This window comes from Burkholderia sp. MSMB1589WGS (assembly GCF_001636105.1).
Lineage (GTDB): Bacteria > Pseudomonadota > Gammaproteobacteria > Burkholderiales > Burkholderiaceae > Burkholderia > Burkholderia humptydooensis.
Map to the genome: position 1 here is coordinate 2827790 of NZ_LNJT01000008.1, position 25846 is coordinate 2853635.

The following is a 25846-nucleotide window of genomic DNA, read 5'->3' on the forward strand; positions in this document are numbered from 1 at the left end:
CCGGACATGCGCGCCGCGTGCCGGCACGGGAATACGCTTTCACACGCTGCCGCCGGCCGAGGCGAGGCGCCCGTCGTCGCCCGGCGGGCGCCGATCCGCGCCGCCGCGGTCAGCCGGCGACCAGCTTCAGCCCGGCCGGCAGCGATTCGCCGAACGCGCGGCCGGTGTCCGCGTCGTCGAGCGCGACGACCTCGCTCACCATCCGGGTCCACGCCTGCGGCGCGTTCGTCGCCGCGAGCCGGCGCACGACCTTCTCGCGCACGTCGGCCGCCACGTCGCTCGACCGGTCGCCCGTCATCCGTGCAATCTGCGCGGCCGCAAACGCGGCCGGCTCGACCTTCTTCCAGTCGACGGCGAGAATCGCATCCAGCCAGCGTCCCGCGACGTCGGGCGGCACGACGCCGTGCGCGCTGCCGTACAGCGGCCGCCGCGCGCCGATGCGCCCGATCGCCCACCAGCCCTGGTGATTCTCCGTCGGCTTGTGCAGCCGCGCGAGCAGCCGTTCCCCGAGCTCGATCTTGCGCTCGGCGGACACGCGCTCGAGCGACGCGGACAGGCGCACCATGTCCATGTCGCCGATCTTCGCGGCGTCGAACGGCAGCTTCGGCCGCTTCGCGCTCGCGGCTTCCTGCAGCCACGTCATCGCGTCGAGCGCCTGCTGCTGCGCGCCGTCGTCGAGCCCGCCCGCCGCCCGCCGCCACAGCGTCCACCATTCGGACCACACCCGCGCGTCGCTCACGTACTGGATGCCGTCGTCGAACAGCGTCCAGAGTTGCGCGACGCGCCAGTCGTCGAGCGGATAGCCGAAGCCGGGCCGCACGCAATAGCCGGCCAGGTTCAGCCAGACGCGCTCGTGATCCGCCGAGCGCCGCCGCCGGCCGGCGCGCTCCCACAACGCGCCGAACAGCTCGCGCAGCAGGGCGATGTCCCATGCGTCACGCGGGCCGAGCAGTTGCTCGAGCTGCGTGCGCAGACGCCGGACCTCCTTCGGGTCGACGTTCGCGAGCCGCGCGCCGAATGAGCGCTCGATCAGCTCGATCGCCTTGTCGAGCGACGGATGGCGCGACGCGCCGGCCGCGTCGCCGTCGCCTTGCGCGTGCTCGCGGCGCAACTGGAATTCGAGCTGCCAGCGCTGCGACGGGTCGTCCGTCGCGATGCAGCGCATATCGAGCGTGCCGACCTCGGTGAGCGACGTCGTCAGCTTGACGAGCCGCTCGCGCGCGCCGCCCGCGTCCTGCTGCCGGACGACCGTCGCGACGGGCGGCAGCCGGACGAAGCCGCCCGCGCCAAGATCCGCGAGCTCGCCCGCGCGCCACACATGGTCGGCGACGGTCGACGCCAGATGGAAGCGCACCGGATGCCCGAGCCGCAGCGCGAACACGCGATCGTCGAGATGCACGTCGAGCCCCTCGGCCGTGCCGCGCGGCAGCACGCAGACGCCGCGCGACGCATGCGCGCCGTCGTCGACGACGAGAAAATAGCTGCGCGGCGAGCCGCCGCCGATCCTCGGCGCCCGTCCGGCGCGCGCGAGCCCATACGCGACCGCGCCGCGCGCGACCGCGACGTCCGGATGATCGTTGCGCAGCACGTGCAGCGGCTGCCCGCGCCAGTCGCCGAGCACGCCCGCGACGCGCTCGGCGAGCGCCTGCGAGCGGAACACGCCGCCGTTGAGCAACAGCGTATCGGGCACCGGCAACGCCTGATCCGCCGCGCGCGCCGCGCCGAGCGCGTCGCGCGACTGCGCGGCGAGCCGGTGCAGGAACGCCGCGACGTGCCGCGTGACGGCCGGATCGGCGGCGTAGGGCAGGCCGAACTCGACGAGCGCCGAGCGCGAGCGGCGCGGCAGCTCGTCCGGGCCGCCCGCCGGAAAGAACCCGTCGACGACGATTTGCTCGACCTCCGCGCGGCTCAGCTCGGTCTTGCGCGCGCCGCCGACGAGCCGCGCGCCGGAGCCGAGCAGCGTAACGCCCACCGCATCGGGCGGGTTCGCGTCGAGCAAACGCTCCTTCGCGCCGCGGCACCGCTCGACGAGCTGCGACAGGCTCGCCGCCGACAGACGCGCACCGCCTTCCTGCGCGAGCCGCGCCTCGGCGACGCGCGCGAGCGCGAGATCCATGTTGTCGCCGCCGAGCATCAGGTGGTCGCCCACGCCGATGCGCGTCAACTGCGGCTCGCCATCTCCGACGCTCCCGACGTCCTCGCCGTGCACCTTGATCAGCGTGAGGTCAGTCGTGCCGCCGCCTACGTCGCACACGAGCACGAGCCGCGTGTGCGCCAGCTCTTCGCGCAGCGTGCCGCGATGATGGAACAGCCAGTCGTAGAACGCGGCCTGCGGCTCCTCGAGCAGGCGCAGCGCGGGCAGCTTCGCGAGCCGCGCGGCTTCGAGCGTGAGCGAACGCGCGCCGTCGTCGAACGACGCAGGCACGGTCAGCACGACGTCCTGCTGCTCGAGCGGCGCGTCCGGGAAGCGGCGGTTCCACGCGGCGCGCACGTGCGCGAGATAGCTCGCGCTCGCCGCGACGGGCGACACCTTGCCGCCGTCGTCGGCCGCGCCCCACGGCAGGATCGGCGCAAGGCGATCGACCGACGCGTGCGACAGCCAGCTTTTCGCGCTCGTCACGAGCCGGCCCGGCACCTGCGCGCCGAGCGCGCGCGCGAGCGTGCCGATCACCGCCGGCGGCGCGGCGCCGGCGCCCGCCGCTTCGGCTGCTTCGCCCGCTTCGGCGTCGCGCCACGGCAGTTGCAGCTCGCCGGGCGCGAATTCACCCGGCGCCGGGTGATAGCGCGCCGACGGCAGCAGCGGCCGCGCGCCTACTTCGCCCGGCGCGACGAGCTGATCGACGTCGAACACGCGGATCGCGTCGCCGCCCGCCTCGACGTATGCAACGACGGTATTGCTCGTCCCGAGATCGATGCCGACGATGAATCGTTTCATCGGTTACGCATTCGCGCCGCCGCGCACGTCGAACTCCACCTTCCAGCGCTCGTTCGTGCCGCCTTGCACGGCTTCGAGCTCGAGCGTGCCGGCCTCCGTCACGCGCGCATGCAGCTTCACGGGCACGATCTCGCCCGGCGTGCGCCCTTCGGTCGGCAGCGTCGCCTCGATCGCGTCGAGCTCCTGCAGCTCGTCGGGCGACCAGAAGTCGAGCAGCGCGCCGACCTGATCCTGGCGGCGCACCGACGAACCGAAGAAGCGGAAGTGCACCGGCTCGCCGACCACGAGGCCGAATTCCTGCGGCGGCAGCGCGGCGTCGGTGCCTTCCTCCATGCCGAACGGCGCGACGCACAGCGCCTGGATCGGCGGCTCGAGGCCGGGCACGGCCGGCATCGCCGATTCGACCGCGATGTAGTACGCGCGCGCCGTGCCGCCGCGAATGCGCACGCCGCGGCCGCGCTTCACGTAGCCGTAGTAAGCCGCGCCGCGCGCGACCGCGAGATCGAGATCGGCGCCGCCGAGCAGGCGCGCGCTCGCCGCGCCCTCGGCCGCGAGCCAGCCGTTGAGCGTATCGAGAAGGCGCTCGACGAGCAGCGGCGACTTGAACACGCCGCCGTTGAACAGCACCGCGGTCGGATGCAGGAAGCTCGCCGACGCGTCATGCGCGTGCCGCAGCCCCTCGAGCTCCGCGAGCGCCGCGACCTGCCGGCCCAGGAACGCCGCGAGATGGCGCGTGATGCCGGCGTCCTGCGCATACGGCAGGCCGAGCTGCGTCAGGCCCGCGCGCGTGCGGCTCACGGGCCGCGCCGATGCGTCGACCGGCGGGAAGAAGCCTTCGAGGATCGTCTGGGTCAGCTCGGCGCGCGTCAACTCGGTGCGGATCGAGCCGCCGATCAGCTTCGAGCCGCGGCTCGGCACGACGAGCGGCACCGCATCCATCGACGGATCGCCGAGCAGCGCTTCCTTCGCGCCGCGGCACGCGTAGGTGAGCGCGCGCAACTGCCACGGATCGGCCTGCGTGCCTTGCGCGGCGAGCTTGCGCGCGACGATGTGCGCGAGCGCGAGATCCATGTTGTCGCCGCCGAGCAGGATGTGCTCGCCGACCGCGACGCGATGCAGCTCGAGGTTGCCGTCGCGCTCGACGACCGCGATCAGCGACAGATCGGTCGTGCCGCCGCCGACGTCGACGACGAGGATGATGTCGCCGACCTTGACTTCCTTGCGCCACGCGCCGCCGCTTTTCTCGATCCAGCTATAGAGCGCCGCCTGCGGCTCCTCGAGCAGCGTCATGCGCGCGTAGCCGGCCGCCTGCGCGGCTTCGGCCGTCAGCTCGCGCGCGGCCGGATCGAACGACGCCGGAATCGTGACGGTGACGTCCTGCTGATCGAACGGCGCGTCCGGATGCGCATGGTTCCACGCGTCGCGCAGGTGGGTCAGGTAGCGCGCCGAGCTGTCGAGCGGCGACACGCGCGCGACTTCCGGCGGCGCGTCGCCCGGCAGGATGCCGGCGCGGCGATCGACGCCCGGATGGCACAGCCAGCTCTTCGCGCTCGACACGAGGCGAATCGGCGTGCCCGCGCCGCGGCTGCGCGCGAGCTCGCCGACCGCGAAGTCGCGCTCGGCCGCCCACGGCAGCGCGAGGTCGCCGGGCGCAAGCTCGCTCGGATGCGGCAGGTACAGAAAGGACGGCAGCAGATTCGGCGCTTCGATCGCGCCCGGCGCGGTCAATTGCGCGATGGGCAGCACGTCGAGACGGGTCTTCTCGCCGTCGCTCGCCGCGAGATCCACGTATGACAGCGCGCAGTGCGTGGTGCCCAGATCGATGCCGATCGAATAACGCGGCTCGCTCATAGCTCCACCTCGGCCGCCGCGATGATCGACGCGTCGTGGCCCGGGTTCAGCTTCGGCAGCCGGACGGCGTCGACGCGCCAGCCGCGATGGCTGATGTGGCCGCTGAACGGCGGCTTGCCGACGACGTTGCCCGTCAGGCGGATCGCGGCCGCATCGAAGCCCTCGCCGATCGTCACGCGCGCGCCTTCGGCCTCGTCGCGCACCGGGCGGATCGTGAAATGCTCGCGCAGCGTCGCGCGGCAGCCGTCGTGCACGATGCGCGCGGCGGCGCCGATGTCCGCGTCGGAGTAGCCGGCGATGTCCTCTTCGACGAAATCGACGAGGCGCGCGTCGCGCTGGAGGAGGCCGAGCAACTGGAGCGCCGCGTCCGGCGTCGCTTCCTTGATGACCTCGGGCGCGGGCGCCGCGGCGGGTTGGGGCGGCGCGACAGGGGCCGCTTGCGCGGCGGGTGCTGCGCCGTCGCGCAGGCGGCGGGCGCGGCTCGCGAGTTCGCGGTCGCCGAGCACGGAGAAAAACAGGCCGAAGGCGAGCGACAGCCTGCCGGCGAATGAAATGTTCGGTTCGGTCATGGGATCAAGCTCCATTGGGCCCGCCTTCCAGGCGGGCTATCCTGCCGGACGCAGGACGAGCGACGAGCGGGGCATCTGGCGTCCTGTTCCGGCATCTCGTATCTGAGCCCGACGGGCGCAAAACCCGTATTTTGCCTTGATCTGATGTCGAGCCGGCCACGGCGTGCGCGCAGGCTGTCTTTTTTTGCGCGTTTTCGGGGGCGGATGACGGGCCGGAGGCCTCACTGCGTGATGCCTTCGCGCTTCGGGCCACGCCAGGCCCACACGCCAGGCCCACACGCCAGGCCCACACGCCGGCGGACGAACCGCCTGCCTGCGCGCCCACCGAATGCGCGGCTCTCCCGCTTCGCTCGCCGCTCAGGCGATCAGTTCCACCGCGAGGCTGCCGAGCGCGCCGAACCGCACTGTCAACGCGTGGCCGAGCGGCGCATCGATCGCGCCCGCATACGAACCGGTCGTCACGATCTGTCCGGCGCGAACCGGTTCGCCGCGCGCCGCGAGGAAATTCACGAGCCAGAGCAGCGGCGCGAGCGGATGCCCGTCCGGGTGCCGGCCGTCGAACGTCCGGTTCACGCCGCCGCGAAAGTCGAGCGCGATCGTGTCGAGCGTCGCGCGCAAGCCGTCGCTCACGACCGGGCCGACACACAGCCCCTGATTGAACTGATTGTCCGCGAGCAGCTCCGGCATGGTGGCGCGCGACGGCGCCGCGTAGCGGCAACCGAGCACCTCCAGTACGAGTCGGACTTCGCGGATTGCGGCGCGCACTTCGTCCTCGTCGTACGGCCGCGCGCGCGGCGGCAAGTCGCGATCGAGCACGAAGGCGATTTCCGGCTCGATCCGCACGGTCCGCGCATCGGCGACGACCGGGAACGGGCCGCCCGCCGCACGGATCGTCGACGCGAGGATCGGCGCGACGACGATCCGTCCCGGCGGCGGAAGCGCGCATTTCCATCCGCCAACCGGCTCGCCGAGCTATTCGGCGACGCGTTGCTGGATCGCGAGCGCGGTCTCGATGTCGCCGGGCCGGCACGCGCCGGGCAGAAGCGGGCCGGCGACGCCGGCGCGGCGGGCCGCAACCAGGTGCCGCGCGGCGGCGTCGACGCGTTCGGGGGGGCTTGTCATATCGTTTTCGAAATGTAAGAGTGGCCGCGAGCATCGCGCGGGAAGGGGGCAACGGGAGCGATGATAGCCATTTCGTCGCGATTACATCATCGCCGCACAGCCTCGAGATCGCGACGATCGACGCCTTGGAGGCATCCGGCAACGTCAAGCGTTCCGGTGATTCGGTGATTCGGACGCCGCTGCGCCGCTGGATGCTTTCGTCGAAAACGATCACCGACACCGGCGCGCGCGCCTTCGATACGATTGCAAAAACGCGCGGCCATCGGCTGCTACAATCTCGGCTTATTTTTCAGTGAGCTGGAAGTTATGGGCTTTGAGCAACTTGCGTCGTTGCGCGATCAACTGGCGAGAGACGCCGCGCAGAAGCGGGCGGCGAAGAAACCGCAGAAGCGGGACGCCAAGCCGGCGGCTTCGCCGAGCTCGACGGATCCTGTGATATTGACGATCGCGAAACTCCAGAAGCGGTTTCCGCAGGCGTTCCCGCGCAATCCCGCGCCGAAGGTGCCGCTCAAGGTCGGCATTCTCGAGGATCTGGTCGGGCAGGCGAACGCGCTTCGGCTAACAGAAGCCGAATTGCGGGACGCGCTGCGGACCTGGTGCCAGGGGAACCGGTACTGGACGTGCCTCGCCGAAGGCGCCGTGCGAATCGATCTGGCGGGCGGCGAAGCAGGGCGGGTATCGGCCGCCGACGCGAAGCGCGCGCGAATGCTGAAAGGACGTCGCCCGGCGAAGCCGCGCGCGCAACCGTCCAAGCCCGAGCAGGCTCAGCAACAGCGACAGACATCCGCGTGCCCGCCGGAGAGCGGGCAACGCACCGATTGAAGACATATATCACGTGACAACCAGCAAAATTCATACGCTGCAGAAGCAGCTCGGCCACCTCAATCTGCTCCTTGAGGAGGCGAAGAAAAAGGAAAAGGCCGAGGCGCTGGCCGCCATTCGCGAACAGGTGAAGCAGTTCGACATTACGGAAGTCGAATTGCTGAGGGCGGCGGGCTTCGTGAAGGACAAGCCGAAGAAGCTGCCGGCAAAATATTACGATCCGTCGACAGGCAAATCGTGGACGGGCCGCGGCGCGTGCCCGAAATGGCTGATCGGCAAGAACCTCGACGACTACCTGATCCGGCCCGCGCCGGAGCCGTGGTGGCCGGGGGAGACTGCGTAGCGTGGCGGGCGGGCGGGGCGGCGGGACGTGATTCCGTTGTCTCAGCTCCGGCATGCTTGTGAAAGTCCTCGCATCATCGACCAACCACGGTTTTGTTTGTTGCCGGGGAATGTCGTTGGCTCGCCCGTCCTGCGGCGCGCATACGCGGGCGGCGTTCGCGCGACAGCGTGAACGTATTGATTCTTGTCAATGTGGAACGCCAACCGTTGCCGTCGGTAGCGCTTCCGATGCCCCCGCATTGCCTTCGAAATAGCTGAACGTCGATTCGGTCGCCGTGAAGTGCAGCATCATCAGCCGGCTCGTCGCGTCGTCGACGTACACCAGCAACGTGCATTGCGGCGCGCGTTCCTCGAACCACCGATGCTCGCTGCCGTCGGCTAGCTTACGTTCGCCACCGAAAAATGTAGGGATTTTGAAAGAGATGCTGCGGTGGGCGGATTTCACATAATTAGCCGTCGACAGCTTAACTCATGGGGGCATTTGCCGATAAATCGGACAAATACCTTATGAGGGCTAGATGGAGCAGATTGAGCTTTTGGAGCGACCGCGGCTTACTGAACGCGAGTTGACGAGCGTCGTGCGGGACATCCGAAATCTTTACTGGATGATCAGAAATACGCGACGCGGAGTCCAGGATGCTCAACGGCGACGGGTCTATCGGCAGATCGAGACCCATAAAAAACGCCTGCTCATGGCAGGCGTGTCGAAGGAAGAAATCTTGCGGTTGCTCGCTGTTGCCGGGCAAGCTTGTGCAGGGAGGAAAGCTGTCTTGATTGTCCGAAGCGTCGCCTTAAAACGGGGCCATATTAATGAGAAAATACGATAATTTACCTTATGTCAAATTGGATCGCTAGCTGAACCTGTCGGACCTGTCAGGTTGATTCACGAATTTGTAAACATATTTACAAATCGTTACAGAATCCCACGCAGTCCACATAATGAATCCCACCGCGCCCCGTCATGGGACGGTCTCCGACTTTCTCGCGCTTACGGACGGCCTCTCCATCTGCCAAATTGCCGAAGCGCTTCGTTGCTGTACGCGTAGCGTCCGCAACTACTTGGCCGGCCGCTCGCCGATCCCGTGGCATCGCGTCGAAATACTACGCCTGCGCCAAGTCGAGATAGACGCAGCCCAAGCGGCCGCACAACAACTTATCAGCGAAATTCCCGTGGAGTCGACGATCGAGCCGGACGTATCCGCTCCCGACGTGACGCCCACCGAAATTCTCGCTTGGGTCGGCGTTCATGCTCCGCACTGCCTGTCCAGCCAGAGAAGGTTTCGCCAGTACGTTCGTGGTTGGAACGTTGTAGACAAGATCCGACACTCAAAAGCGAAAGGCGCGTTCGCCGCCGTGCTGGCGAAATGGCGCGTGCTCGTCGTCGATCTGCCGCGCTCGTGGAAGTCATGGCGATCGGGCGGCGTCTTCGCCGACACGGACTCGCCCGCGTACCGCTGGCGCGCCAACGATCCATGACCACCCTCTTTTATTTGCTCGTGCGCCTGAAGTGTGAACGGTGTCGATCTGTCGTCGGATCGCCTCGCGCATTTCGAGCTCGAAGGCGACGCCCGGCAGGCGAATCCGCCAAATACGCTAGAATCCTTCGCGTGCCAATGATACGACCCCGATAGCAACCTACTGGGGACAGGAGAGCATTGCACATGGATGAATACCGAACGCCCATCATTGATACCACCATCTTCACGGACGGCGCGGACGCAATCGGCGTCGGCCTGGATCACTGCCCCGCGTGCCAAACGAAGACCCCCGGGTATCTGTTCCACGAAACGGGAGACGAGTCTTTCGCCTTGGCTCGAGCACAGAACGGAGCACTAAAGATGAACGGGATGGAGGTTCTCGTGCTGGAATGCACGACATGCGGTTACTTATTGATGTTCAACCGCGAGCGGTTCACGGAACGCGTCGCGATTGCTGAGCACAAGCGGCTGCACGTCAATGATGAGCAGGATCAAACGAAATGAGCACCAACGTTCGCCCGTTTCCCAACAGCAAGCCCGGCAGACCTGTTGACTCATCAGGCTCAGGCGGCGATGATGGCGGCATGGAAACGCGCATCCAAGAACTTGAAAAGGCCACCGCAGACATCCGTGAGCGTCTCGCACGCATGGAGTCTGGGCTTGCACACGTCGCCACAAAGGCCGACGTCATGTCGGTAAAGACTGACGTTATGTCGATGGAAGGAACGCTGCTCAAGTGGTTCATCGGCACAGCTATTGCCCTTGCCGGTCTCGCATTCGCAGCCGCCAAATTGATTCATTGACGCAGCCCCGAGACTGCCCCGGAAGCCCCGCCTCATGCGGGGTTTTTCATGCGCCATCCACCGCGCAACAGATTACTTCCCTACCTTCCTGAAGTGCGACCGGTGCCGGTCCGTCGTGGGGTCATCGCGCATTTCGAGCTCGAGCGCGGTCGTGAATCCAACGTCGCCGATCGTGTGCGTCGCCTTCTTTACGAGCCACGGCGTCTCGTCGATTTCGGGTTTGAAGCCTGACACGGTCACGGGCATCTCAGGGAACAGCTCGGCGCGGCCGCGCGCGAGCGTGTAGCTCATCGTCGCCTGGCTGCGCTGCATCCGCTTGAACTCCGCTTGCGCGGCCGCGCGCGCTTCCGCCTCCGTTGCGTAATCTTCCGGCAGCACCTTCACGTTCTTGTTGTTCTCGCCGCCGACGATGACCGACTTGCGCTTCGCGCGGCCGGTCGAATGGTAGTGCGCGCGCACGGCTGCGTAGTTCTCGCGTTCGGACACGTGGTAGCGATGACTGTCGCCGCTCGCGCGCGTCAGTTCGAGCACGTCGAGCTTCTTCCCGCTCGCCGTCTGGCCGGTGCCGATCGGCATGAACAGCAGGCGTAGGTCTTTCACGTTCATCACCGCGTCATAGCGCTTCGCCAGGCGCGTCAGAAACGACATGTCCGATTCGTGCGTCTGGTCGATGTGCGCGATCAGGATTTTCGCGAGCGCGTCGCCGACGGTCGGCGCCAGCGAGTAGCGTCCGGCGATCGCATGCACGATCGAGCCGATCGTCTGCCGATGCCAGCTCTTTTCGCGGCGCTCCTGCATGCCGCTCGTCATCGCGGCCGAGCGCGCGCGAACCGTGATGATGTCCGGCGCGCCGCTGTGCTCGACTTCGTTCACAATGAAGCTGCCCTTGTCGACGAGCGGCTCGCCGGCCCATCCGATCGACGCCTTGATCGTCGCGCCGCGCTTCGGAATGTCCAGATCGTTTTTCGAGTCGTCGAGCACGATATCGATGGTGTCCGCCTCATCGGAGCGCGACTCCGATATCGACAGCGACACAAGCCGCGGCGCGAACAGGCGCGACAGATCGCGGCCGCCGACTGAAATGCGGTAATCCGGCTGCGGATGCAGGCGCGCGACGCGCGGCGCGTCGTGCGATTCCGGCCTCGTGGTGCGTTCGTTCGAAGACGTAGCCATCAGCGCTTGTCCTTGCGCGAGTTCTTCTCGCGCGCTGTGCGCAGCACGTCGTCGTCGACGCGCTCGATCGTGAGCTGAAACTCGATGCGCCGCGGCGTGCCGTCCGCCGTGTGGTAGCTCTGCGTCTCGTTCAGCTCGGCGATGACATACGCGCCGTAGACGTTGCCGGCGCCGTCCACGAGCACATACGCTTCTCCGGTGTCCGCCATCGCGGCGAGCTCGCGAATCGACGCGATCGAGCCGAACGTCTCGGGTGCGACGAGGCCATTCAGCGTGATCGTGTCATCGCCGACGCCGGCGAACTGGCGGCCGTCGCGCGCGCCGACGCGCGAGCTCGTCGGATGCTTCCACGTGCGCCGGCGCTGCAATTCGCGAAACGGCGCGCTCGTCAGGTTAAAAACGAACTGGTCGAGGGACATGAGCATGCGTAGCTCCGGTTGCGTCAGTCGGACAGGCGCGAGCCGATGCGCGACTGCTTCGCGCGCTCGCGGCGATCGAGCGCGGCTTCGACGGCGCGTGCGATCGCGTGCGGGTCCTGCCCGGCCTGCGGGTAGATGTTGATGACGATCGGCGACGCCGGCGCAACTGGCGACGCCGCTGCGGATGACGCGGCGAGCGGCGCGCGGCGATCGATAGGCACGGTCGGCTGCACGAGCGGCGGCGTCGGCTTCGCGAGCGCCGGCGTGCCGAATGACGCGACGGCCACGGTTGCAAGACCGAGCGCCGCTTTCGCGACACGCTGCTGCTCACCCTGCATGCCGAGCGCCGCGCCCTCACCGACGAAGCCGCCGAGCTGCGCGAATACGCGGCTCGGGCTATGAATGCCGAGCTTCTCCTTGAACCAGCCCGCCGTGCTGTTCGCCATATTCGAAATGGCGTCTTTCACCTTGCCCAGTCCGCTGCTGATGCCGCCGACGAGCCCGTCGATAAGGTGCCCGCCGAACTCGGAGAACTTCGCGGGCAGTTCGACGCCGAACAGCGACAGCACGCCCGCGAGCGCCCGGTAGAACATGCCGAGCGGCGACCAGTTCAGAATCAGCGTGCCGAGCGCGGCGAGCCCGCCGTTCAGTGCCGCGCGCGCGTCGCCCATCGCTTCGACGAACAGGCCGGCGAGCCCGCCGAGCGCGCGGCCGAGCCACGTGAGCGGCACGAGCGCGACGCGCAACACCGTGCCGAGCACCGCACCGAATCCGCGGCCGGCCGCCGCCGCCGCGGATAGGCCGTCGGCGCTCGCGCGCGCCGGCGCGAACAGCTTGCCGAGCCAGCCGGCCACCGTCGAGAGCGCACCGCCCAGCCCGTTCCACAGCGGTTTTGCTGCCGCGAGCGCGCGACCGACCGGCTGCAATGCGCCCCGAAGCGCGACGCCGATCGGCGCCAGTGCATCGCCGATCGCCGTGAGCGCGCCCCCGACGAACGCCTTGATCGGCCCCCAATAGCGGTAGATCAGCAGCGCGGCGGCGGCGAACGCCGCGGCGTATAGGCCAATCGGCGTCGTGAGCAACAGGCGGCCGGCACCCATCGCGGCCGTGCCGAACATCCGCCATGCGGCCGCGCCGATGCCGAGCGCGCGCGACAGGATGCCGCCCTGGATGCCGAGCGTCGCCATGCTGAAACGCACGACGGCGAGCGGGCCGAGCACGCCGGCGAGGACGATCGTGAACGTGCCGAGCACCGCGAGCAGCGCGGCGAAGCCGGCCGCGAGCGCGACGACTACCTTCGTTGCCTGTGGGTGTGCCTGAATCGTTGTCAGCAGCCTGTCGGCGAGCTCGCGCGTCTTGTCGAGCGCGGCGTTATACATCGGCGCGATGCGCTCGCCGATTTCATTCAGCAGATCACGCAGCTTCGCGCGTGCGTCGAGCTCCTTTCCGGGCGTCTGTTTCGACGCAAGGTCGTGCATTTCGTCGATGCCATACGCGCCCTTGTTCAGCTTCTCGTTCTTGTGGATCTGCTGGCTCTGCATGTACATCGTCGAGAACAGATTCGCGGCCGTCCGGTTCGTGAAGATCGTCGAAATCATGTCCTTCACTTTGTCGGGGTCCGTGACGCCCTTCTTCGCCATCTGCGGCAGCAGCACCTTTTCGAGCCATTCGAGCGGCGACGCCTTGAACAGATCGCCGCCGAGCAGCGCGCCCGGCTTGATCCGCTTGATCATGCCGATTTTGTTGTACTCGACGTTCTTCTTGTCGAGCAGCCCGAGCTTCATCATCTCCTGCGCGGCCCGCACGGTCGTCTTGCCCTGGTAGACGTTGCTGTATGCGGACATGAGCCCGGTGCCGACCTGGTGCCCGCCCATTTCCTGAATCAGCGGCTCCATCTGGTAATAGAACGCGTCCTGGCGCATCTGCTTTGCCGCGACGCCGCCCGTCTGGATGAAGTTGCGCCACTCGTCGCCGCCAACGCGGCCGCCCGTCGCCGACAGCACCTTCTGTACCATGTTCGCTTCGTTCCTGAACGTCGCTTCGTCCTTCGTGCCGCCGCGCAGCTCGATGACCTTCAGCATGTTCATGAACTTCTCTTCGTTCGCGTGCGCGTCTTCCGCGCCGAACATCGCCTCGTTCGCGAACTTCATTTTCGCGAGCGTCGGCATCACCATCTGCGCGTGGTGCTCGTCCGCAAAGATCGACAGCGCGTCGCGCATCAGCGTCATGTTGTCCGACGTGCTCACGCCCATCATCTTCATCGAGCGCACGTACTTCTCGGCGTCCTTCGTCGCCTGGTCGCCGAGGCCAAGCGCCGTGATGCGCGCACGCTCGTTCTGGATCTTCTTCGTTTCGTCGAGTGCCTCGCGCAGATCGCCGAGCGCGTGCGCGCCGGTTGAGCGCGCCGCGTAACCGCCAATCGCCATGCCGCCGGCGACACCCTGTAGCGCCTGCATCTTGCCGCGCGCCGCGCCGAGCTTCTTCTCGCGCTCGGCCATGGCTTCGAGCTGGCGCGTCTGTGTCTGCATTGCCGCCGTGGTCTGCGCGATGTTCGAGCGCAGCGTGCGTTCGTGCTCGGCGAGCTGGCGCGTGTCGATGCCCGTGCTCGCGAGTTGCGCGCGTAGCTCACGTACGCGGGCGGACTGCTTCTCGTGCTCGATCGACAGGCGCGCCGCGGACTGCTTCGCCTTCTCAAAATCGGCAATCATCTGGCGCGAGGGTTGGTCGGCCGCACGCAACGCAGTGGCGAGGCCATTCACGCGCGTTCGCGCTTCGCCGAGCTTCTCCGCTGTGCCCGCGAGCCCGGTGCGCATCTCGCGGAACGAGGCGACGGCCTTCTGCTGCTTGCCGAGCTCGGCGAGTTCGCCGCGCGTCTGCTTGAGCGCCTGCGCGAGCCCCTTGTTGCTGTTCAGCACGTTCTTCAGGGGCTTCGTGAAGTTGTCGATCATGTCGAACATCACGCGCAGTTTCAGGGCGTTGTCCATCGTCACTCGTTTCCGCTACGTATCCGGGCGCGCTCGCGCCAGTCCATCAATTCGGCCAGGGAGAAGGCGGCCATATCGCCAGGTGTCCAGCCAAACACCGTCGCCAAATCGGCCATCGCGTCTTCTACGCGATCCGGGATTCCATGCTCGCTTTCAGCGCCTTCGGCATCAAAAAACCGGCGAAGATGCCCCCCAACGCCACGAGGTCGGCCGGGTCCATGCCGGCCACGTCGAACTCGGTCAGCGTCGGCGTGCTGATGCGCGGCAACACCTTGCGCAGCGCGTCGACATCGAGATTCACGAGCGCGGCGAGCGACGTGCCGCGCAGCGCGCCCGCGGCCGGCTTGCGCAACGTCACCTGCGTAATGGTCTGCCCTTCGCGCTCGATTGGCGTGTCGAGCGTGTGCGTGTTCTCGTCGAGCGCGGCGTGGCCCGTCGTTTCGATGTTGGCGCTGTCGATGGTCGTCATGGTGTTTCCTGATTGAATGTGAAATTGGAATGGCCCGCGCTCGACGCGGGCGCTCGATTACAGGCCCATCGCGCGGCGAAGATCCGACGCGAGGTCCATGCCGTTGATCTTCTCGACCGCGTTCACGAAGTCGAGTTCGATGAGGTCGCGCCCGTTCACAGTCAGCTTGTAGTAGCTGGCGTTGGTCGTGATCTTGAATTTCGTGTCTTCCTTCGCCTTCGCGGTGCCCATGTCGATTTCCTCATGTCGGCCCTTCACGACCACTTCAATCTGGTCGTGCTTCTTGCTGTCCTCGCGCCGATAGCCGCCGGCGAAGCGCAGCAGCACGCCGTCGTGCTGCACGGCGCCGTACTGTTCGAGCACTTCGACCATGAAGCCACCGCACGTCCATTCGAGCTGAAGCTCTTCGTTGCCGAAATCGATCTTCACGGGGCCGGTCATGCCGCTGCCTTGCCACGCTTCCATCTTGCGCTTGAGCTTCGGCAGGTTGAGCTCTTCGACTTCGCCCACGAAGTTCGCGCCGTTGTGAAAGACGTTGAAGCCCTTCAGTTTTCGAGGCATACCCATCGCGTTTGACTCCTGTTAGCCCGCCACGCGCGCCGGGAAATCGGCGAGGAAGCGGTCGGTGATGCGCTGGCGCAGCACCAGATTTTCGAGAGGCGGAACCGGCGTGTAGTCGTAATCGATGTACGCCTTGCCGGACGCGAGAATGTCGGCCGTGTTCGGCTCCGGATCGATCCACGCGCTACCGCCGATCAGGTAGCCGTTCGCGACCTGCTGCCGGAACCAGCCGTTGATGCTTTCCACGATGTCGCGCGCGAGCGACGGATTCAGCGGGCCGTCGACGACGGGCATCTGCGCTTCGGCGATCGAGTCGGCGGCGACCTGCGCCGTGCGCGTGTAGTTCTCGAACGCGAACTTCGGATCGTCTGAGCACGTGCGCTCGCCCCAGAACCGGAATCCGTTGCGGTTCACGAGCGTCGTCACTTCGTGCTCGTTCAGGTAGCCCGCATCGGTCGCCGGGTCCTGCAAATCCCACGACACGTCGGCGCTGATGCCGGACACGCCGCTCACGACGACATTCGAAATCGTCTTGTGCCAGCCGATGTCGTTGTCGATCTTCGCGCGCAAGCCGGCGGCGATCGCCGGCGCCGGGATGACGGCCGTCGAGTTCGTCGTGTCGTCCCAGCCGAGCCAGTCCGGCCAGATCACCATGATTTCGCGTTGGCCGAACTGCTTGCGGTACGCGGCGGCTTCTTCCTTCGTCTTGCAGCCGGACGCCGACACATAGGCCATCGCGCGCAGCGACTGAGCAGTCGCCGCGAGCGCGGCCGCGACCGGCTGCGTATCGAGGCCGGGCGCGGCGAGAATGCGCGGCTTGACGCCGAGCGCGGCCTGCGCGGCGAGCAGCGCCTTGATGCCCGTGTATTTGCCTTCCGGCGTCACGGTGCCGATGACGTTCGAGGTCGTCTCCGCTTCGTCCTTGCCTTCGGCGACGCGCACGACGACGGTCAGCGGCTTCGTCTGCTGGCCGATCGCGTCGAGCGTGCGACGCAGCGTGCCTTTCTTGCCGGCCTTGCCGAGCGCGGCGACGACGTTCGTCAGCAGCACGGGCGTGTTCAGCGGAAACGCGCTCGCGTCGGCGTCGGCCGCCGTGCAGACGACGCCGAGCACGGCCGTCGACACCGAGCGAATCGGCCGGCCGCCTTCGTTGATTTCGATGACGCGAACGCCGTGGTGGTAATCCTGCGGCATGGTGTGCAGCTCCTGTTACGTAAAAATCGGGAGGATTCCCGGTGATCGGGCCGGCGTCAGGCCGGGGCGTGTTCGGCGTCCGGCCGCGCGGCGTCGCCGGCGGCGGCCGGCTCGGCGGGCGGCATGCCTTCGGGCGCGACGGGCTCGGGCGGCGGCGGCACGTAGGGCGCGGGCATGTCGGGCCACGCGATCGCGTCCGGGAACGTGTCTTTCTGGATCGCGGCAACGAGCGCCATCTGGTAGGCCGACCAGGCTTTGAAGTAGTACGTCTGCTCGTCGTCGAGCTGGCCCGCTGCGTAGGCGTCGGCTTTGCCGAGGTTCTCCCGGCGCGCGATCGCCAACAGCCGCTCGAACTCGGCCATCGCCGCGTCGCGCTTCTCGCGCGCGATCAGCTCGGGCGGCACGGTCCACGCGCCGTCGATCCACGCGTGCCGCTCGGACGGGCGCGGCTCGGTCGTCAGGCCGAGGTCGGCCGGCGTCTTGCCCGCGATCGCGATCTCGACCGGCTCGCCGGTGTCCGTCCGATAGCAGACGCGGCCGCGGTAGTCCGGCAACAGGAACCACGCGCCGTCGCGGTAGAACGGCCACGTGGTCGGCGTGCGCGCCGGCGGCGCATCGAGCGTCGCGGACGCCGGAATCAGCCAGCGGCCGTCGTTGCGCGGATCGGCGTCCGGCTGGCCGCTGCTCAGGTATTCGCCCGTTGCCGGGTCGTAGTGGTGAATCAGCATGTCGTGTCTCTCGTGGTTAGTAGGCGCGAATCAGCGCGAGCAGCGCGACGTTGCGCGGGCGGGATTCGTCGCCGCCGTCGGGTTGAACCGTGATCGCGTGCGCGTGGCGGCCACCGCCGCCGACGCCGACGCTGTGCTGGTGATTTCCGGCGCCTTCGGTGTTGAACTCGTGCCCGTGGTTGCCGGCCGGGCTCGTCATCCCGTACACGTTGTCGTTGTCGCTGCCTTGCGCGCCACGGTTGTTGGGCGAGCCCCACGTTCCCCACGGCGGGTTGTACATCTGCGGGTTCTCGCCCCACGGCGAAATGTGTTGGTGGTCTGGCGCTGCGGCCGTCCAACCGTGGTGGTCGTGCCAGCCCTGTACGTCGGTCCAGGCCGAATGCACGTGGTCCGGCGCTTCGCTCGCCCCTGCCCCGTGCGCGTGCGTGTGGTTCTGGTCGCCCTGGAATGCGCCAATCTGCCGGCTTGCGTCGACGCCGCCGCGCGCATCGGACCAGCAACGAATGAACTCGCCGCGCAGCTCGGGCAGGCGGAACGTCGTCGCGCCGTCGCCGGTCGAGAAGCAGCCCCACCGATCCTTCATCCAGTCCGCATCGGAGACGAGGGCGCCGCTCGCCTGCGCATACGCCCACAGCTCGGGATAGTCGGCACGGTTCACGAGCACGCCGTTCGCCTTGAGGAAGCCCGGCCGCACGGTCGTGCGCGGCTCGAAGACAATCTGGCCGATCGTCGTCGCCGACAGGACCGAGCGCACCCATTCCGTCGTCGCGACGCGCGTCGATCGATCCGCCGCCGGCGGCGTCGGCACGGTGACAGCTTCTTCGAAGGCCACGAGCGACGGCGAGAACCGCACGACGGCGCGCGCGTTGCACGTCACGCCGAACTCGCCATCGGCCGCGTGATAGAGGCCGGTATCCGGCGCGCCGTCGTTGGCGAACGTGAGCGACGGCGCGGCCGGGCTGCCTTCGGCGAGCACGAGCCGCTTGCCGGGCGCGAACGACACATCGCCGGCCAGCGTGCCGCCCTTGCTTTTGTCGAGCGGGTCGAGGTTGCCTTCGTGCCACACGATCCGCCCGTCGACGCGAAAGGTGCGATTCGCGAACTCGTAATGGAACGAGCCGAGGGTGGGCGACCACCAGCCGACCGCGCTCTTGCTCGCGTAGTGGTAGCCGTCGAGGGGGCCGAGGCTGATATGCGCCTCCCCGGCGCCTTGCCCGACAATCAGGTCGTGACCGATCTTGACGTTGCCGCCGAAGACAGCGCCCGCACCGCTGCCGTCGACGATCACCTGTCCCGTCGTCAGCGACCACGAGAACGGCCGATAGTCGTTGTAGGTGCCGTCCGGCGCGCCCTTCGGTGTCGACAGGAAATAGACGCTCCAGCCGTCGTTGCGGATGAGCGCGCCGTAGCCTTCGCAGACCGCGCGGAACTGGCCGCCGGCGCCGCCGGCGTCGATCGCGCGCGCCGTGACGCCTTCCGACGCGTCAACGCCGCCGCGTACCTGCAGCGCGGTCTTGCCATCATCCGCGCGCTCGCCGATCAGCACGCGGCCGCCCGACGTGAAGCGCGCGACGCGCTTCTGCTTCGCGTCGCTCGCCGCATCGTTGTTCGTGCCGTCGTTGACGCACACGTCGACATACTCGCGGCCCCATGCGCCGGCGTCGAATCCCGCGCGCAGCGTCGCGACCAGGCGCGGGCTCAGATCGGGCAGCGTCGCGTCGCCGAACGTGCCGAACAGGCGTGCCTTACCGGCCTTGCCGACGCCGGCTGTCTTCGGCGACACGTCGAGCTGCGCGGCGCGCTCGTCGACATCGGCGACGACGCGCACGCGGCCGTCGAACGTCGCGCCCGACAGCGCCGCGTAGCGCCGCCTCGCCGTCTTCGGCGTGATCGCGCGCGTGTCGTCGTCGCCGGCGTCCACTTCCGCCTGCGTGGCGAGCTCGACCACGCCCTTGCGCTCGGTCGTCGCCGGCGGATTCAGGAACGTCGCCGGCCCGAACTCGAGCTTGGCTGCGTCGATCGTCGCGAAAACGACATCGGTCGCGAGCAGCATCATTGCCGCGGGGGATTTTTCGAGAATCGTCGTGTCCTGCACGTACACGGCGAACAGCACGCCGTTGTCGAGATACAGGCCGAACGCGTACAGCGAGTATTGATCGCCCGTGTCGTCCTGGATCACGACATGCACCGTGTCCGGCGCGACGTTTTCGCCGCCGAACGTGGACACGCGCTTGCGCTCGTTCGGCAACGTCTTCATGCCGCGGTCGAACGCGAACGGCGCAGTGCCGAGCCCGATTTCGACGACGCGGCGCGCGGTAGTGCCGGTGTTGCCGCCGGCGACCAGGGCCGCGCGGCCGGCGTCGGTGATGTTGATGAGCATTCCTGCCATGTCAGATATCCGTGAGGGACAGGCGGCGATACACCGCCGCGCGCGCGCCCGCGCCGATGCGCTGCGTGCCCGTTGCGCTGAAACCTTGCGTGAACGTGTAGTGCGCGGTGCCGCGCTTGGCCCGGTCGACTTCGGCGATGATGTCGGCGACGTATTCGGCGGTCGCCGGGATGCCGTCGCGCGCGCCGACCGTCATCAGGATTTCGAACGTGCCCGGCCGGCCCTTCGGCGTCTTCTCGAACCACTCGCGCATCGCGACGTTCGCGCCGAACGACGCGCACACTTCGCGCACGGCCGCGGCCGTGCCTTTCTTGCGCGCGATCCGGATCGCCGCTTTCACGCGCGCGCGCTTCACCTGTTCGGGCCAGTAGTCCTTCCACGTCTCGACGCCGAGGTGCCACGCGAGCCACGGCAGAAACCGCAGCGGGATCGCGTCCGGGTCCATCAGCGTGCCGATGTCGACCGGAATCGCGCTGATGCGCGCGTTCGTCTCCGCGATCCGGCGTTCGAGCGCGGTCGCGTTCGGGGGCAGCAGCGAGGTTGCCAACTTAGTCATCCGCGACCCCGCCGTCGATCAGCTCGATTCCCGTGCAGTACGGCGCCTGCTCGTGCGTCACGGGAACGCCGCCCGCCGGCGCGTCGAGCAACACCTTTTGCACGCCGGCGACGCGCATCGCCGCGTGCAGGCCGTCGACCGTGATTTCCATGCCGATGCGCCGCATGTCCGCCGCGAACCTGTCGGTGCGCTTGCGGGCTTCCGCGAGCGCCACGCCGCGATCCGGGCCGGAGAAGAAGCGCAGCGTCGCGCGGATCGCATACGGCACGACTTTTGCACTCTGCACGATCACCTGGTCGGTTTGCGGGCGCACGCCTTCGAGCGCCGCGCGCACGATGTCGATGAGCGCGTCGCTCGCCGTGCCGTCGCCTTCGCGCGACAGGACCGTGACAACCATCACGCACGGCTCGGGGCTGCGCGCGGACGCGGACAGCACGCGGCCGTCCGCCGCGCGTGCATGGAACACGTACGCCTCTTCGGGGCCGGCGACGGAGAAGCCGCGCGGCGCGAGCTGCACGCGCTCGCGCAGATTGTCGTCGTCCTCATAGACCGCATCGATACCGTTCTGCGGATCAGCCGCCGTGATCACGAGCCGCTCGACATCGAACAGCGCGGCGATGTGGTCGAGCGTCGTGCCGCGCGCATAGGCGAGCAGCACGCCGCGCGATTTGTCGTTGATGAGCTGCCGCAGCAGGACTTCGCGATACGCGTTCTCCTGAAGGACGCGCGTCACGGGCTCGGATTCGAGCGCGAGCGTCGCGGCGATTTCCGCCTGGTGCTCGACCGGATACAGCGACACGAGGCGCGCCTTGCGTTCGGCGAACAGCGTCTCGAAGTCGAGCGGGTCGACGATGTCCGGCGCCGGGAGCTGCGAGAGGTCGATGGGCGTGCTTCTCACGATGCGCCCCCGTTCGACAGCGGCACGCGTAGCGACACGAGCTCGTCGCGCTCGTCGGTCCAGCCTTCGATGTCGACGAACTGCCGGCCGGCGAAGGCATCGGCGGCGGCCGCCGAAATCTGGACGCGCGTGACGGTCAAGCGCGGCTCCCATCGCATGAGCGCAGTCGCGATCGCCGCGTAAAGACGAATCCGGGTTGCGCCGTTCGCCGGCGCGTCGATGAGGTCGGGCAGTTCCGAGCCGAACGTGCGGCGCTGGATGCACGAGCCAAGCGGCGTCGAGACGATGCGACCGATGGACTGCGCGAGGTGATCGAGCCCGGACATCGAGCGGCCCGTCTCTGCGTTCATGCCCCTCATAGCGGCGGGCTCACTTCGGCCGATTCGCCGCGCGCCTGGTGTGTGTGGAACGGCACGCTCTTGCCCATCGAGCGCACTTCGCCCGTGAAATCGGCCGCGCCGTCAATGCGCATGACGTGGCCGCCGCCGGCGCTGCCCGAGCCCGTCATGCCAGACTCGAACACGAGCGGCCCTTTCACGAGCAAGGCGCCCGTGCAGGTGGTCTGTTCAGAGTCGAGCGTGACCGCCGCGGCTTTCACGGTCGCCGATTCCGTCTCGACCGTGACCGACACGGGCGCGATGAGGCGCACCGTCGCGCCGGCGGGCAGCTCGGCCGTGAGCGCATGCGCGTCGTGGTCGTAGCTCACGCGCGCGCCGTCCGCGTAGACGCGGGTGTGGGTGTTCGGCACGTTGTCCGGTGCGGGGAACGCGTCGGAGAACACGCCGCGCAGCGCGACGCCTTGCGCAAGGTCGCCCATCGCGCCGAGCACGACGACCTGCTCGCCCTTCGTCGGCGGCAACCATTCGCGCGTGTTGCCGGCCGCGGGCGTGAGCCACGGAATCCAGTTCGTTTGCAGGCCGTCGTCGTCCGATTCGCCGATCGCCACGCGGCAAAGCGCCGCCTTGTGGTCGACATCGAGAATCGAGCCTTTGCGCACGGCGTTGCGTGCTTGCCGTTGAATTTCGTTCGCATCCATACCGGCAATGGTGCCGGTCGCCCGCGCGGGGCGCGAGCACTCGCCTTTGTCGTGCCGCCGGGTACAGCGTGCTCGTGATCCGCGCGGCGAATCGGGCGTCGACAATGGCCGCTCGACACACGCAACGGCGCGTGCGGCACGTGCTGCGCGCGCATTTCCACTCTCGCAACACGATGACGATTCACGCTACCGACGCCGCGCCCGTGGCCGATCTTTCCCCGCTACTCGACCGACTTCACGCAATGGATGCACTCACGCTCGCGCGCATGCTGCCCGACGCGTCAATCGATATGGTGTTCACCGATCCGCCGTATTCGTCGGGCGGGCTGCACACGTCGGCGCGCTCGCGGCCGCCGAGCGCGAAGTACATCAACAGCGACACGAAGACCGTCTATACCGACTTCGAGAGCGACAACATGGATCAGCGCGCGTGGGCGTTCTGGTGTCACGCCTGGCTGAGCGAATGCCGCCGCGCGTTGAAGCCGGGCGGGCTGCTCGTGAGCTTCATCGACTGGCGCCAGCTCCCGACGCTGACCGATGTCGTGCAGGCGGCCGGCTTGGTCCTGCGCGGCGTCGCGGTATGGGACAAGACGCCCGGCCGCACGCGGCCGCGGCGCGGCGGCTTCGCGCAACAGGCCGAATTCGTCGTATGGGCGAGCCGCGGCGCAATGCGCGACTGCGATGTGTATCTGCCGGGCGTGTTCCCGTGCCGCTTGCCGGTGCCGAAGCAACACGTCACCGAGAAGCCGCTCGATATAGCGCGCGAAGTCGTGCGGCTCGTGCCGGCCGGCGGCGTCGTGTGCGATCTGTTTGCCGGATCGGGGACGTTTCTCGCCGCGGCGCGGGAGGCGGGGTTGCACTGGATCGGATGCGAGACGAATGGGGCGTATCACGCGGTCGCATCGGCCCGGCTCGACGCTACGACGGATGACTCAGGGGGCAGGCAGCGCAGTAGTTAAATGAAACGATTCGGCGGATTATTGAATGATGTGATTCAACCTCAATTTAAATAGGGGTGGAAAAATATTAATTCCTATCTCCTATAATAACGTCGGTACTTGAGGGTCGTTAATGCGCGGGACGGGGTCATTGCTGGCGGGGTAATTAAAAATATAAATTTCAGCTACGGATCGAGCTCGATTTAATCGGCCTCGATGCGAAATTTAATTAATTATTTCGCTAAAAATAAAGTGTCCCCATAAAATAGACGGAGCATGATGATGAAGCCACTCGTGACGAGGACGCCGCGGCGTATCCAACTAGACCATCCATCGCTGGCGAAGTTAGACGTTTCCACATCGCCACCGCCAGCCAACTCGATTACTTCTCAACTCTGGGAAGCATGCTATAGCTTGGCACAAGATGCCCTTAACTCGCCTTACATTCAAGGCATTGCTAACGGTACCTTGCCTCCCTGCAATTACGGGCAATACACAGTGCAGGACGCAGCATACTGCGTTCGGGCAGAGCAAGATTATCGTCTGGTTGAGGCGCGCGCGAAAAAACATCATGAAGACATGCTGGCAGCTTTTGCACAGGCTCGCTATGAAGGTTATCTGTCTTACACCGACTCCATCATGAAGTCGTGGCACATCAAAGACATCCTGGCGATTAATCCGAACGATGCAGTAAAAGCTTATGTTGCCCATGAACACTATGTAGCCGAATTCATGGAGCCGATCTATGGCGTCGTCGCAATGATCCCCTGTGATCATCTCTGGTCATGGCTTGCGGAGACGCTTTCGCCAGATAACGTCCCGAACAACCTTTACGACTTTTGGATAAGCGATAACCAAGATTGGAGTGGCACTTATCGCCTAGAAAATTTTGTCAACAGTTGGTTTGCAGCGCATCCTAAGCAATATGAATGGGAGTCGGCCTTGAAAGCCTACAGGGGGAGCATGCTTGGCGAGGTTGGCGACTTTCGCGCAGCCTTGGAATGATTGTCCAGTTCCATAACATACAGCCGAGGGCCGCATACGATGCCGATCGAATGTGGCCTCTTGCGCGATCGCATCGACGCGGTTCAAGGCCGCGGTGAACGGTTCAGCGGTTCAGGTGACGTAATAGCCGATCGCGCACGAGCTCACGATCCGCATCCGCGAAACCGAGCACGACGCGAACCGGATACTGCGCGAGCGGGCCGCCCGGCTCGACGGGCGCTTTCTGGCCCTCCTGGTGGACACGTGCGATGCGCGAGAGCCGTTCGTCAAAGCCGATCGCCAGGCCCATGTTGTCGACATCGATGCGCAGATAGCGCGCGGTGCGCAGCTTCCGGAACATCGCCTCGCGCTTCACACGGCCGGCCTTCTCGCGCAAGTGCTTGCCGCCTGCCTTCACCTTCCGCGGCGCATAAGCGGACCCGTCCGGATTCCGCTGCGCGGCCACGCGCGATTGCTGCGCGCGCCGCAGATCGCGGCCAAGCTCGCGCAGCAGTTGACGGCGGGCCGCCGGCGACAGCTTCGCGAGCAGCCCACCCGCCCACCGTTCGAGCGCCTGAAGATCGTCCGTCACGAGAGCCACTCGTCGGCTGCGTCGTCGATGTGCTCGACCGTCCGGTTGCCGGCTTCATCGGTTCCGACCACGACGCTTTCCGACAGCTTCATTTTGAGCCCGAGGTCGACGGCGTTGTTTGACAGGATGTCGGCGACGAACGTCATGCAGTTGCGGCGCTCGTCCCGATTCGTCACGAGGTCCGGCTGATTCGCGCGCGCCCATTCGACAACGGCGATCATCACGTCATCCGGGTTGCCGATGAAGTCGCGAATGATGATCTCGCACTCGTATTCATAGTCGAACGACGCCGTGCGCGTGCCCGTCGCCTCGATCCGGCCTTCGTTGACGAACACGAGCAACTGGTCCGGCGAGGCGTTGAGCTGCGGCAACGCGGCGACGAGCGCCGCGCGCAGGCTGTTCGGCTTATTCATGGCCGTCCGCCCGCCGCACGCGCGCCTGACACGTCGCGATCATGTCGACTTCGGACGCGCAGCGCGCCCACGCCGCGCGCGCGACGTGCAACGCGTCGCTCAGCTCACCGTTGGTGCGCGGCGCCATCGCCGGCATCGTGCACGGCGTCACCGCCGCGCATTCGTTGAGCGTAATCGTCGGCGCCATTGAGGGCGGGGCTTGCGTGCAGGCGCACAACGTCGTCAGGCAGAGCGCCAGCAGCCCAGGCGCGCACGGCGGTGTTTTCATCGATCAGTCTCCGCAGTTCGTTTCGATAGGTCGCGAGCGTCGCGTCGACGCCGGCGCGCGCGCGATCGAGCTGCGCGCGCTGCGCATCTTTCGCCTTGGCATCGGCCAACAGACGCTCGATGACGGCAGCGCTCGCCTGCGCCTCGTGTTTCGCGCGGCGCGCGTCGTCGGTCGCCCGGTCGAGCTGCGCGCGCAGCGCGCGGCCGTGCTGGCAACTCGCGACCAACGCAATCAGCGCGATCAGCGCAGCCACGGCGTCAGGCGGGCGAAGCTCATGCGGCCGCCTTGCCCGCGCCGGCGTACTTCGCATACGCGCGGTCGA

28 protein-coding genes and 4 pseudogenes are annotated in these 25846 nt (G+C 67.1%); 9 read left to right on the forward strand and 23 right to left on the reverse strand.

What is annotated here, in order from left to right:
- Nucleotides 1–109: 109 nt before the first annotated feature.
- The 4 genes and pseudogenes from WT16_RS29565 to WT16_RS29580 form a co-directional block, all read right to left on the reverse strand.
- Nucleotides 110–2935, reverse strand: a complete 2826-nt coding sequence (locus WT16_RS29565; RefSeq protein ID WP_063534874.1) for an Hsp70 family protein — start codon at nt 2933–2935, stop codon at nt 110–112.
- 3 nt (nt 2936–2938) lie between these two features.
- On the reverse strand, nt 2939–4786 hold the full coding sequence (locus WT16_RS29570) for an Hsp70 family protein (protein ID WP_059934558.1): 1848 nt from the start codon (nt 4784–4786) through the stop codon (nt 2939–2941).
- The gene (locus tag WT16_RS29575) at nt 4783–5355 is read right to left on the reverse strand and encodes a DUF2760 domain-containing protein (protein ID WP_015603592.1); all 573 of its coding nucleotides are present in this window, start codon (nt 5353–5355) and stop codon (nt 4783–4785) included. Before WT16_RS29575 ends, WT16_RS29570 begins: the two co-directional genes overlap by 4 nt.
- A gap of 357 nt (nt 5356–5712) precedes the next feature.
- Nucleotides 5713–6477: pseudogene (locus WT16_RS29580) on the reverse strand (fumarylacetoacetate hydrolase family protein).
- 20 nt (nt 6478–6497) lie between these two features.
- Between WT16_RS29580 and WT16_RS29585 the strand changes: the two are divergent.
- Genes WT16_RS29585 through WT16_RS29595 form a run of 3 tightly spaced genes read left to right on the forward strand, consistent with a single transcriptional unit; the run spans nt 6498 to nt 7642 of the window.
- Nucleotides 6498–6773 carry a hypothetical protein gene (locus tag WT16_RS29585; protein WP_063534875.1) on the forward strand — a complete coding sequence of 92 codons (276 nt, stop codon included), beginning with the start codon at nt 6498–6500 and terminating at the stop codon, nt 6771–6773.
- Nucleotides 6774–6783: 10 nt separating this feature from the next.
- A complete protein-coding gene (locus WT16_RS29590) occupies nt 6784–7299 on the forward strand; it encodes a ProQ/FinO family protein (RefSeq protein WP_063534876.1) in 516 nt (171 codons plus the stop codon).
- A 13-nt stretch (nt 7300–7312) separates the two neighbouring features.
- Nucleotides 7313–7642, forward strand: coding sequence for an H-NS histone family protein (locus WT16_RS29595; RefSeq protein WP_015602801.1), 330 nt, complete (start codon nt 7313–7315; stop codon nt 7640–7642).
- Between the two features lie 243 nt (nt 7643–7885).
- Here the strand turns inward: WT16_RS29595 and WT16_RS34240 are convergent.
- Nucleotides 7886–8017 (reverse strand): annotated as a pseudogene (locus WT16_RS34240) (ISNCY family transposase); the annotation flags it as partial.
- 142 nt (nt 8018–8159) lie between these two features.
- Here WT16_RS34240 and WT16_RS33360 point away from each other — a divergent pair.
- The 4 genes from WT16_RS33360 to WT16_RS29610 all read left to right on the forward strand — a co-directional run bounded on the left by WT16_RS33360 (nt 8160) and on the right by WT16_RS29610 (nt 9922).
- Entirely contained in the window at nt 8160–8468 is a 309-nt protein-coding gene (locus WT16_RS33360; protein ID WP_231892129.1) for a hypothetical protein, read from the forward strand.
- 112 nt (nt 8469–8580) lie between these two features.
- Nucleotides 8581–9117, forward strand: a complete 537-nt coding sequence (locus tag WT16_RS34650; RefSeq protein ID WP_197486526.1) for an IS21 family transposase — start codon at nt 8581–8583, stop codon at nt 9115–9117.
- Between the two features lie 185 nt (nt 9118–9302).
- Entirely contained in the window at nt 9303–9623 is a 321-nt protein-coding gene (locus WT16_RS29605) for a hypothetical protein (RefSeq protein ID WP_009915001.1), read from the forward strand.
- Nucleotides 9620–9922 (forward strand): hypothetical protein, encoded by a 303-nt coding sequence (locus WT16_RS29610; RefSeq protein WP_015602328.1) that lies wholly within the window; start codon nt 9620–9622, stop codon nt 9920–9922. The genes WT16_RS29605 and WT16_RS29610 overlap by 4 nt, the downstream gene beginning before the upstream one ends.
- 72 nt (nt 9923–9994) lie before the next feature.
- Here the strand turns inward: WT16_RS29610 and WT16_RS29615 are convergent, their stop codons facing one another.
- The 14 genes and pseudogenes from WT16_RS29615 to WT16_RS33370 form a co-directional block, all read right to left on the reverse strand.
- On the reverse strand, nt 9995–11095 hold the full coding sequence (locus WT16_RS29615) for a phage late control D family protein (protein ID WP_063534877.1): 1101 nt from the start codon (nt 11093–11095) through the stop codon (nt 9995–9997).
- A complete protein-coding gene (locus tag WT16_RS29620) occupies nt 11095–11520 on the reverse strand; it encodes a phage tail protein (protein ID WP_059934552.1) in 426 nt (141 codons plus the stop codon). Before WT16_RS29620 ends, WT16_RS29615 begins: the two co-directional genes overlap by 1 nt.
- Before the next feature lie 17 nt (nt 11521–11537).
- Entirely contained in the window at nt 11538–14498 is a 2961-nt protein-coding gene (locus tag WT16_RS29625; protein ID WP_063534878.1) for a hypothetical protein, read from the reverse strand.
- A gap of 2 nt (nt 14499–14500) precedes the next feature.
- Nucleotides 14501–14614 (reverse strand): GpE family phage tail protein, encoded by a 114-nt coding sequence (locus tag WT16_RS29630; protein ID WP_063534879.1) that lies wholly within the window; start codon nt 14612–14614, stop codon nt 14501–14503.
- Between the two features lie 8 nt (nt 14615–14622).
- Complete coding sequence (locus WT16_RS29635; RefSeq protein WP_063534880.1) at nt 14623–14967, reverse strand: phage tail assembly protein; 345 nt, start codon at nt 14965–14967, stop codon at nt 14623–14625.
- A gap of 57 nt (nt 14968–15024) precedes the next feature.
- Entirely contained in the window at nt 15025–15534 is a 510-nt protein-coding gene (locus WT16_RS29640; RefSeq protein WP_014696837.1) for a phage major tail tube protein, read from the reverse strand.
- Between the two features lie 15 nt (nt 15535–15549).
- Nucleotides 15550–16722 (reverse strand): phage tail sheath protein, encoded by a 1173-nt coding sequence (locus WT16_RS29645; RefSeq protein WP_063534881.1) that lies wholly within the window; start codon nt 16720–16722, stop codon nt 15550–15552.
- A gap of 56 nt (nt 16723–16778) precedes the next feature.
- The gene (locus tag WT16_RS29650) at nt 16779–17450 is read right to left on the reverse strand and encodes a tail fiber assembly protein (protein WP_063534882.1); all 672 of its coding nucleotides are present in this window, start codon (nt 17448–17450) and stop codon (nt 16779–16781) included.
- A 16-nt stretch (nt 17451–17466) separates the two neighbouring features.
- Nucleotides 17467–19830, reverse strand: coding sequence for a phage tail protein (locus WT16_RS29655; RefSeq protein WP_063535008.1), 2364 nt, complete (start codon nt 19828–19830; stop codon nt 17467–17469).
- Between the two features lie 10 nt (nt 19831–19840).
- Nucleotides 19841–20395 carry a phage tail protein I gene (locus WT16_RS29660; RefSeq protein ID WP_063534883.1) on the reverse strand — a complete coding sequence of 185 codons (555 nt, stop codon included), beginning with the start codon at nt 20393–20395 and terminating at the stop codon, nt 19841–19843.
- A complete protein-coding gene (locus WT16_RS29665) occupies nt 20388–21293 on the reverse strand; it encodes a baseplate assembly protein (RefSeq protein WP_063534884.1) in 906 nt (301 codons plus the stop codon). Before WT16_RS29665 ends, WT16_RS29660 begins: the two co-directional genes overlap by 8 nt.
- Nucleotides 21290–21652 (reverse strand): GPW/gp25 family protein, encoded by a 363-nt coding sequence (locus tag WT16_RS29670; RefSeq protein WP_059929861.1) that lies wholly within the window; start codon nt 21650–21652, stop codon nt 21290–21292. Before WT16_RS29670 ends, WT16_RS29665 begins: the two co-directional genes overlap by 4 nt.
- Entirely contained in the window at nt 21649–22329 is a 681-nt protein-coding gene (locus WT16_RS29675) for a phage baseplate assembly protein V (protein WP_063534885.1), read from the reverse strand. Before WT16_RS29675 ends, WT16_RS29670 begins: the two co-directional genes overlap by 4 nt.
- Nucleotides 22251–22484, reverse strand: a pseudogene (locus tag WT16_RS33370) (hypothetical protein); the annotation flags it as partial. The pseudogene WT16_RS33370 and the gene WT16_RS29675, both read right to left, overlap by 79 nt.
- A gap of 18 nt (nt 22485–22502) precedes the next feature.
- Here WT16_RS33370 and WT16_RS29680 point away from each other — a divergent pair.
- Together WT16_RS29680 and WT16_RS33375 are read left to right on the forward strand one after the other, a co-directional pair.
- Nucleotides 22503–23288: a site-specific DNA-methyltransferase gene (locus tag WT16_RS29680; protein WP_063533884.1), complete on the forward strand. Its 786-nt coding sequence runs from the start codon at nt 22503–22505 to the stop codon at nt 23286–23288.
- A gap of 261 nt (nt 23289–23549) precedes the next feature.
- Complete coding sequence (locus tag WT16_RS33375) at nt 23550–24272, forward strand: hypothetical protein (RefSeq protein WP_231892035.1); 723 nt, start codon at nt 23550–23552, stop codon at nt 24270–24272.
- A gap of 103 nt (nt 24273–24375) precedes the next feature.
- On the opposite strand, the gene WT16_RS29690 is transcribed toward WT16_RS33375, so the two are convergent.
- The 4 genes and pseudogenes from WT16_RS29690 to lysB all read right to left on the reverse strand — a co-directional run.
- The gene (locus tag WT16_RS29690; protein ID WP_082874748.1) at nt 24376–24843 is read right to left on the reverse strand and encodes a phage virion morphogenesis protein; all 468 of its coding nucleotides are present in this window, start codon (nt 24841–24843) and stop codon (nt 24376–24378) included.
- The gene (locus WT16_RS29695; protein WP_063533035.1) at nt 24840–25256 is read right to left on the reverse strand and encodes a phage tail protein; all 417 of its coding nucleotides are present in this window, start codon (nt 25254–25256) and stop codon (nt 24840–24842) included. The genes WT16_RS29690 and WT16_RS29695 overlap by 4 nt, the downstream gene beginning before the upstream one ends.
- Nucleotides 25249–25524: an Rz1-like lysis system protein LysC gene (lysC, locus tag WT16_RS35340; protein WP_231892034.1), complete on the reverse strand. Its 276-nt coding sequence runs from the start codon at nt 25522–25524 to the stop codon at nt 25249–25251. Before lysC ends, WT16_RS29695 begins: the two co-directional genes overlap by 8 nt.
- Nucleotides 25445–25834: pseudogene (lysB, locus tag WT16_RS29705) on the reverse strand (Rz-like lysis system protein LysB); the annotation flags it as partial. The pseudogene lysB and the gene lysC, both read right to left, overlap by 80 nt.
- Between the last annotated feature and the right edge of the window lie 12 nt (nt 25835–25846).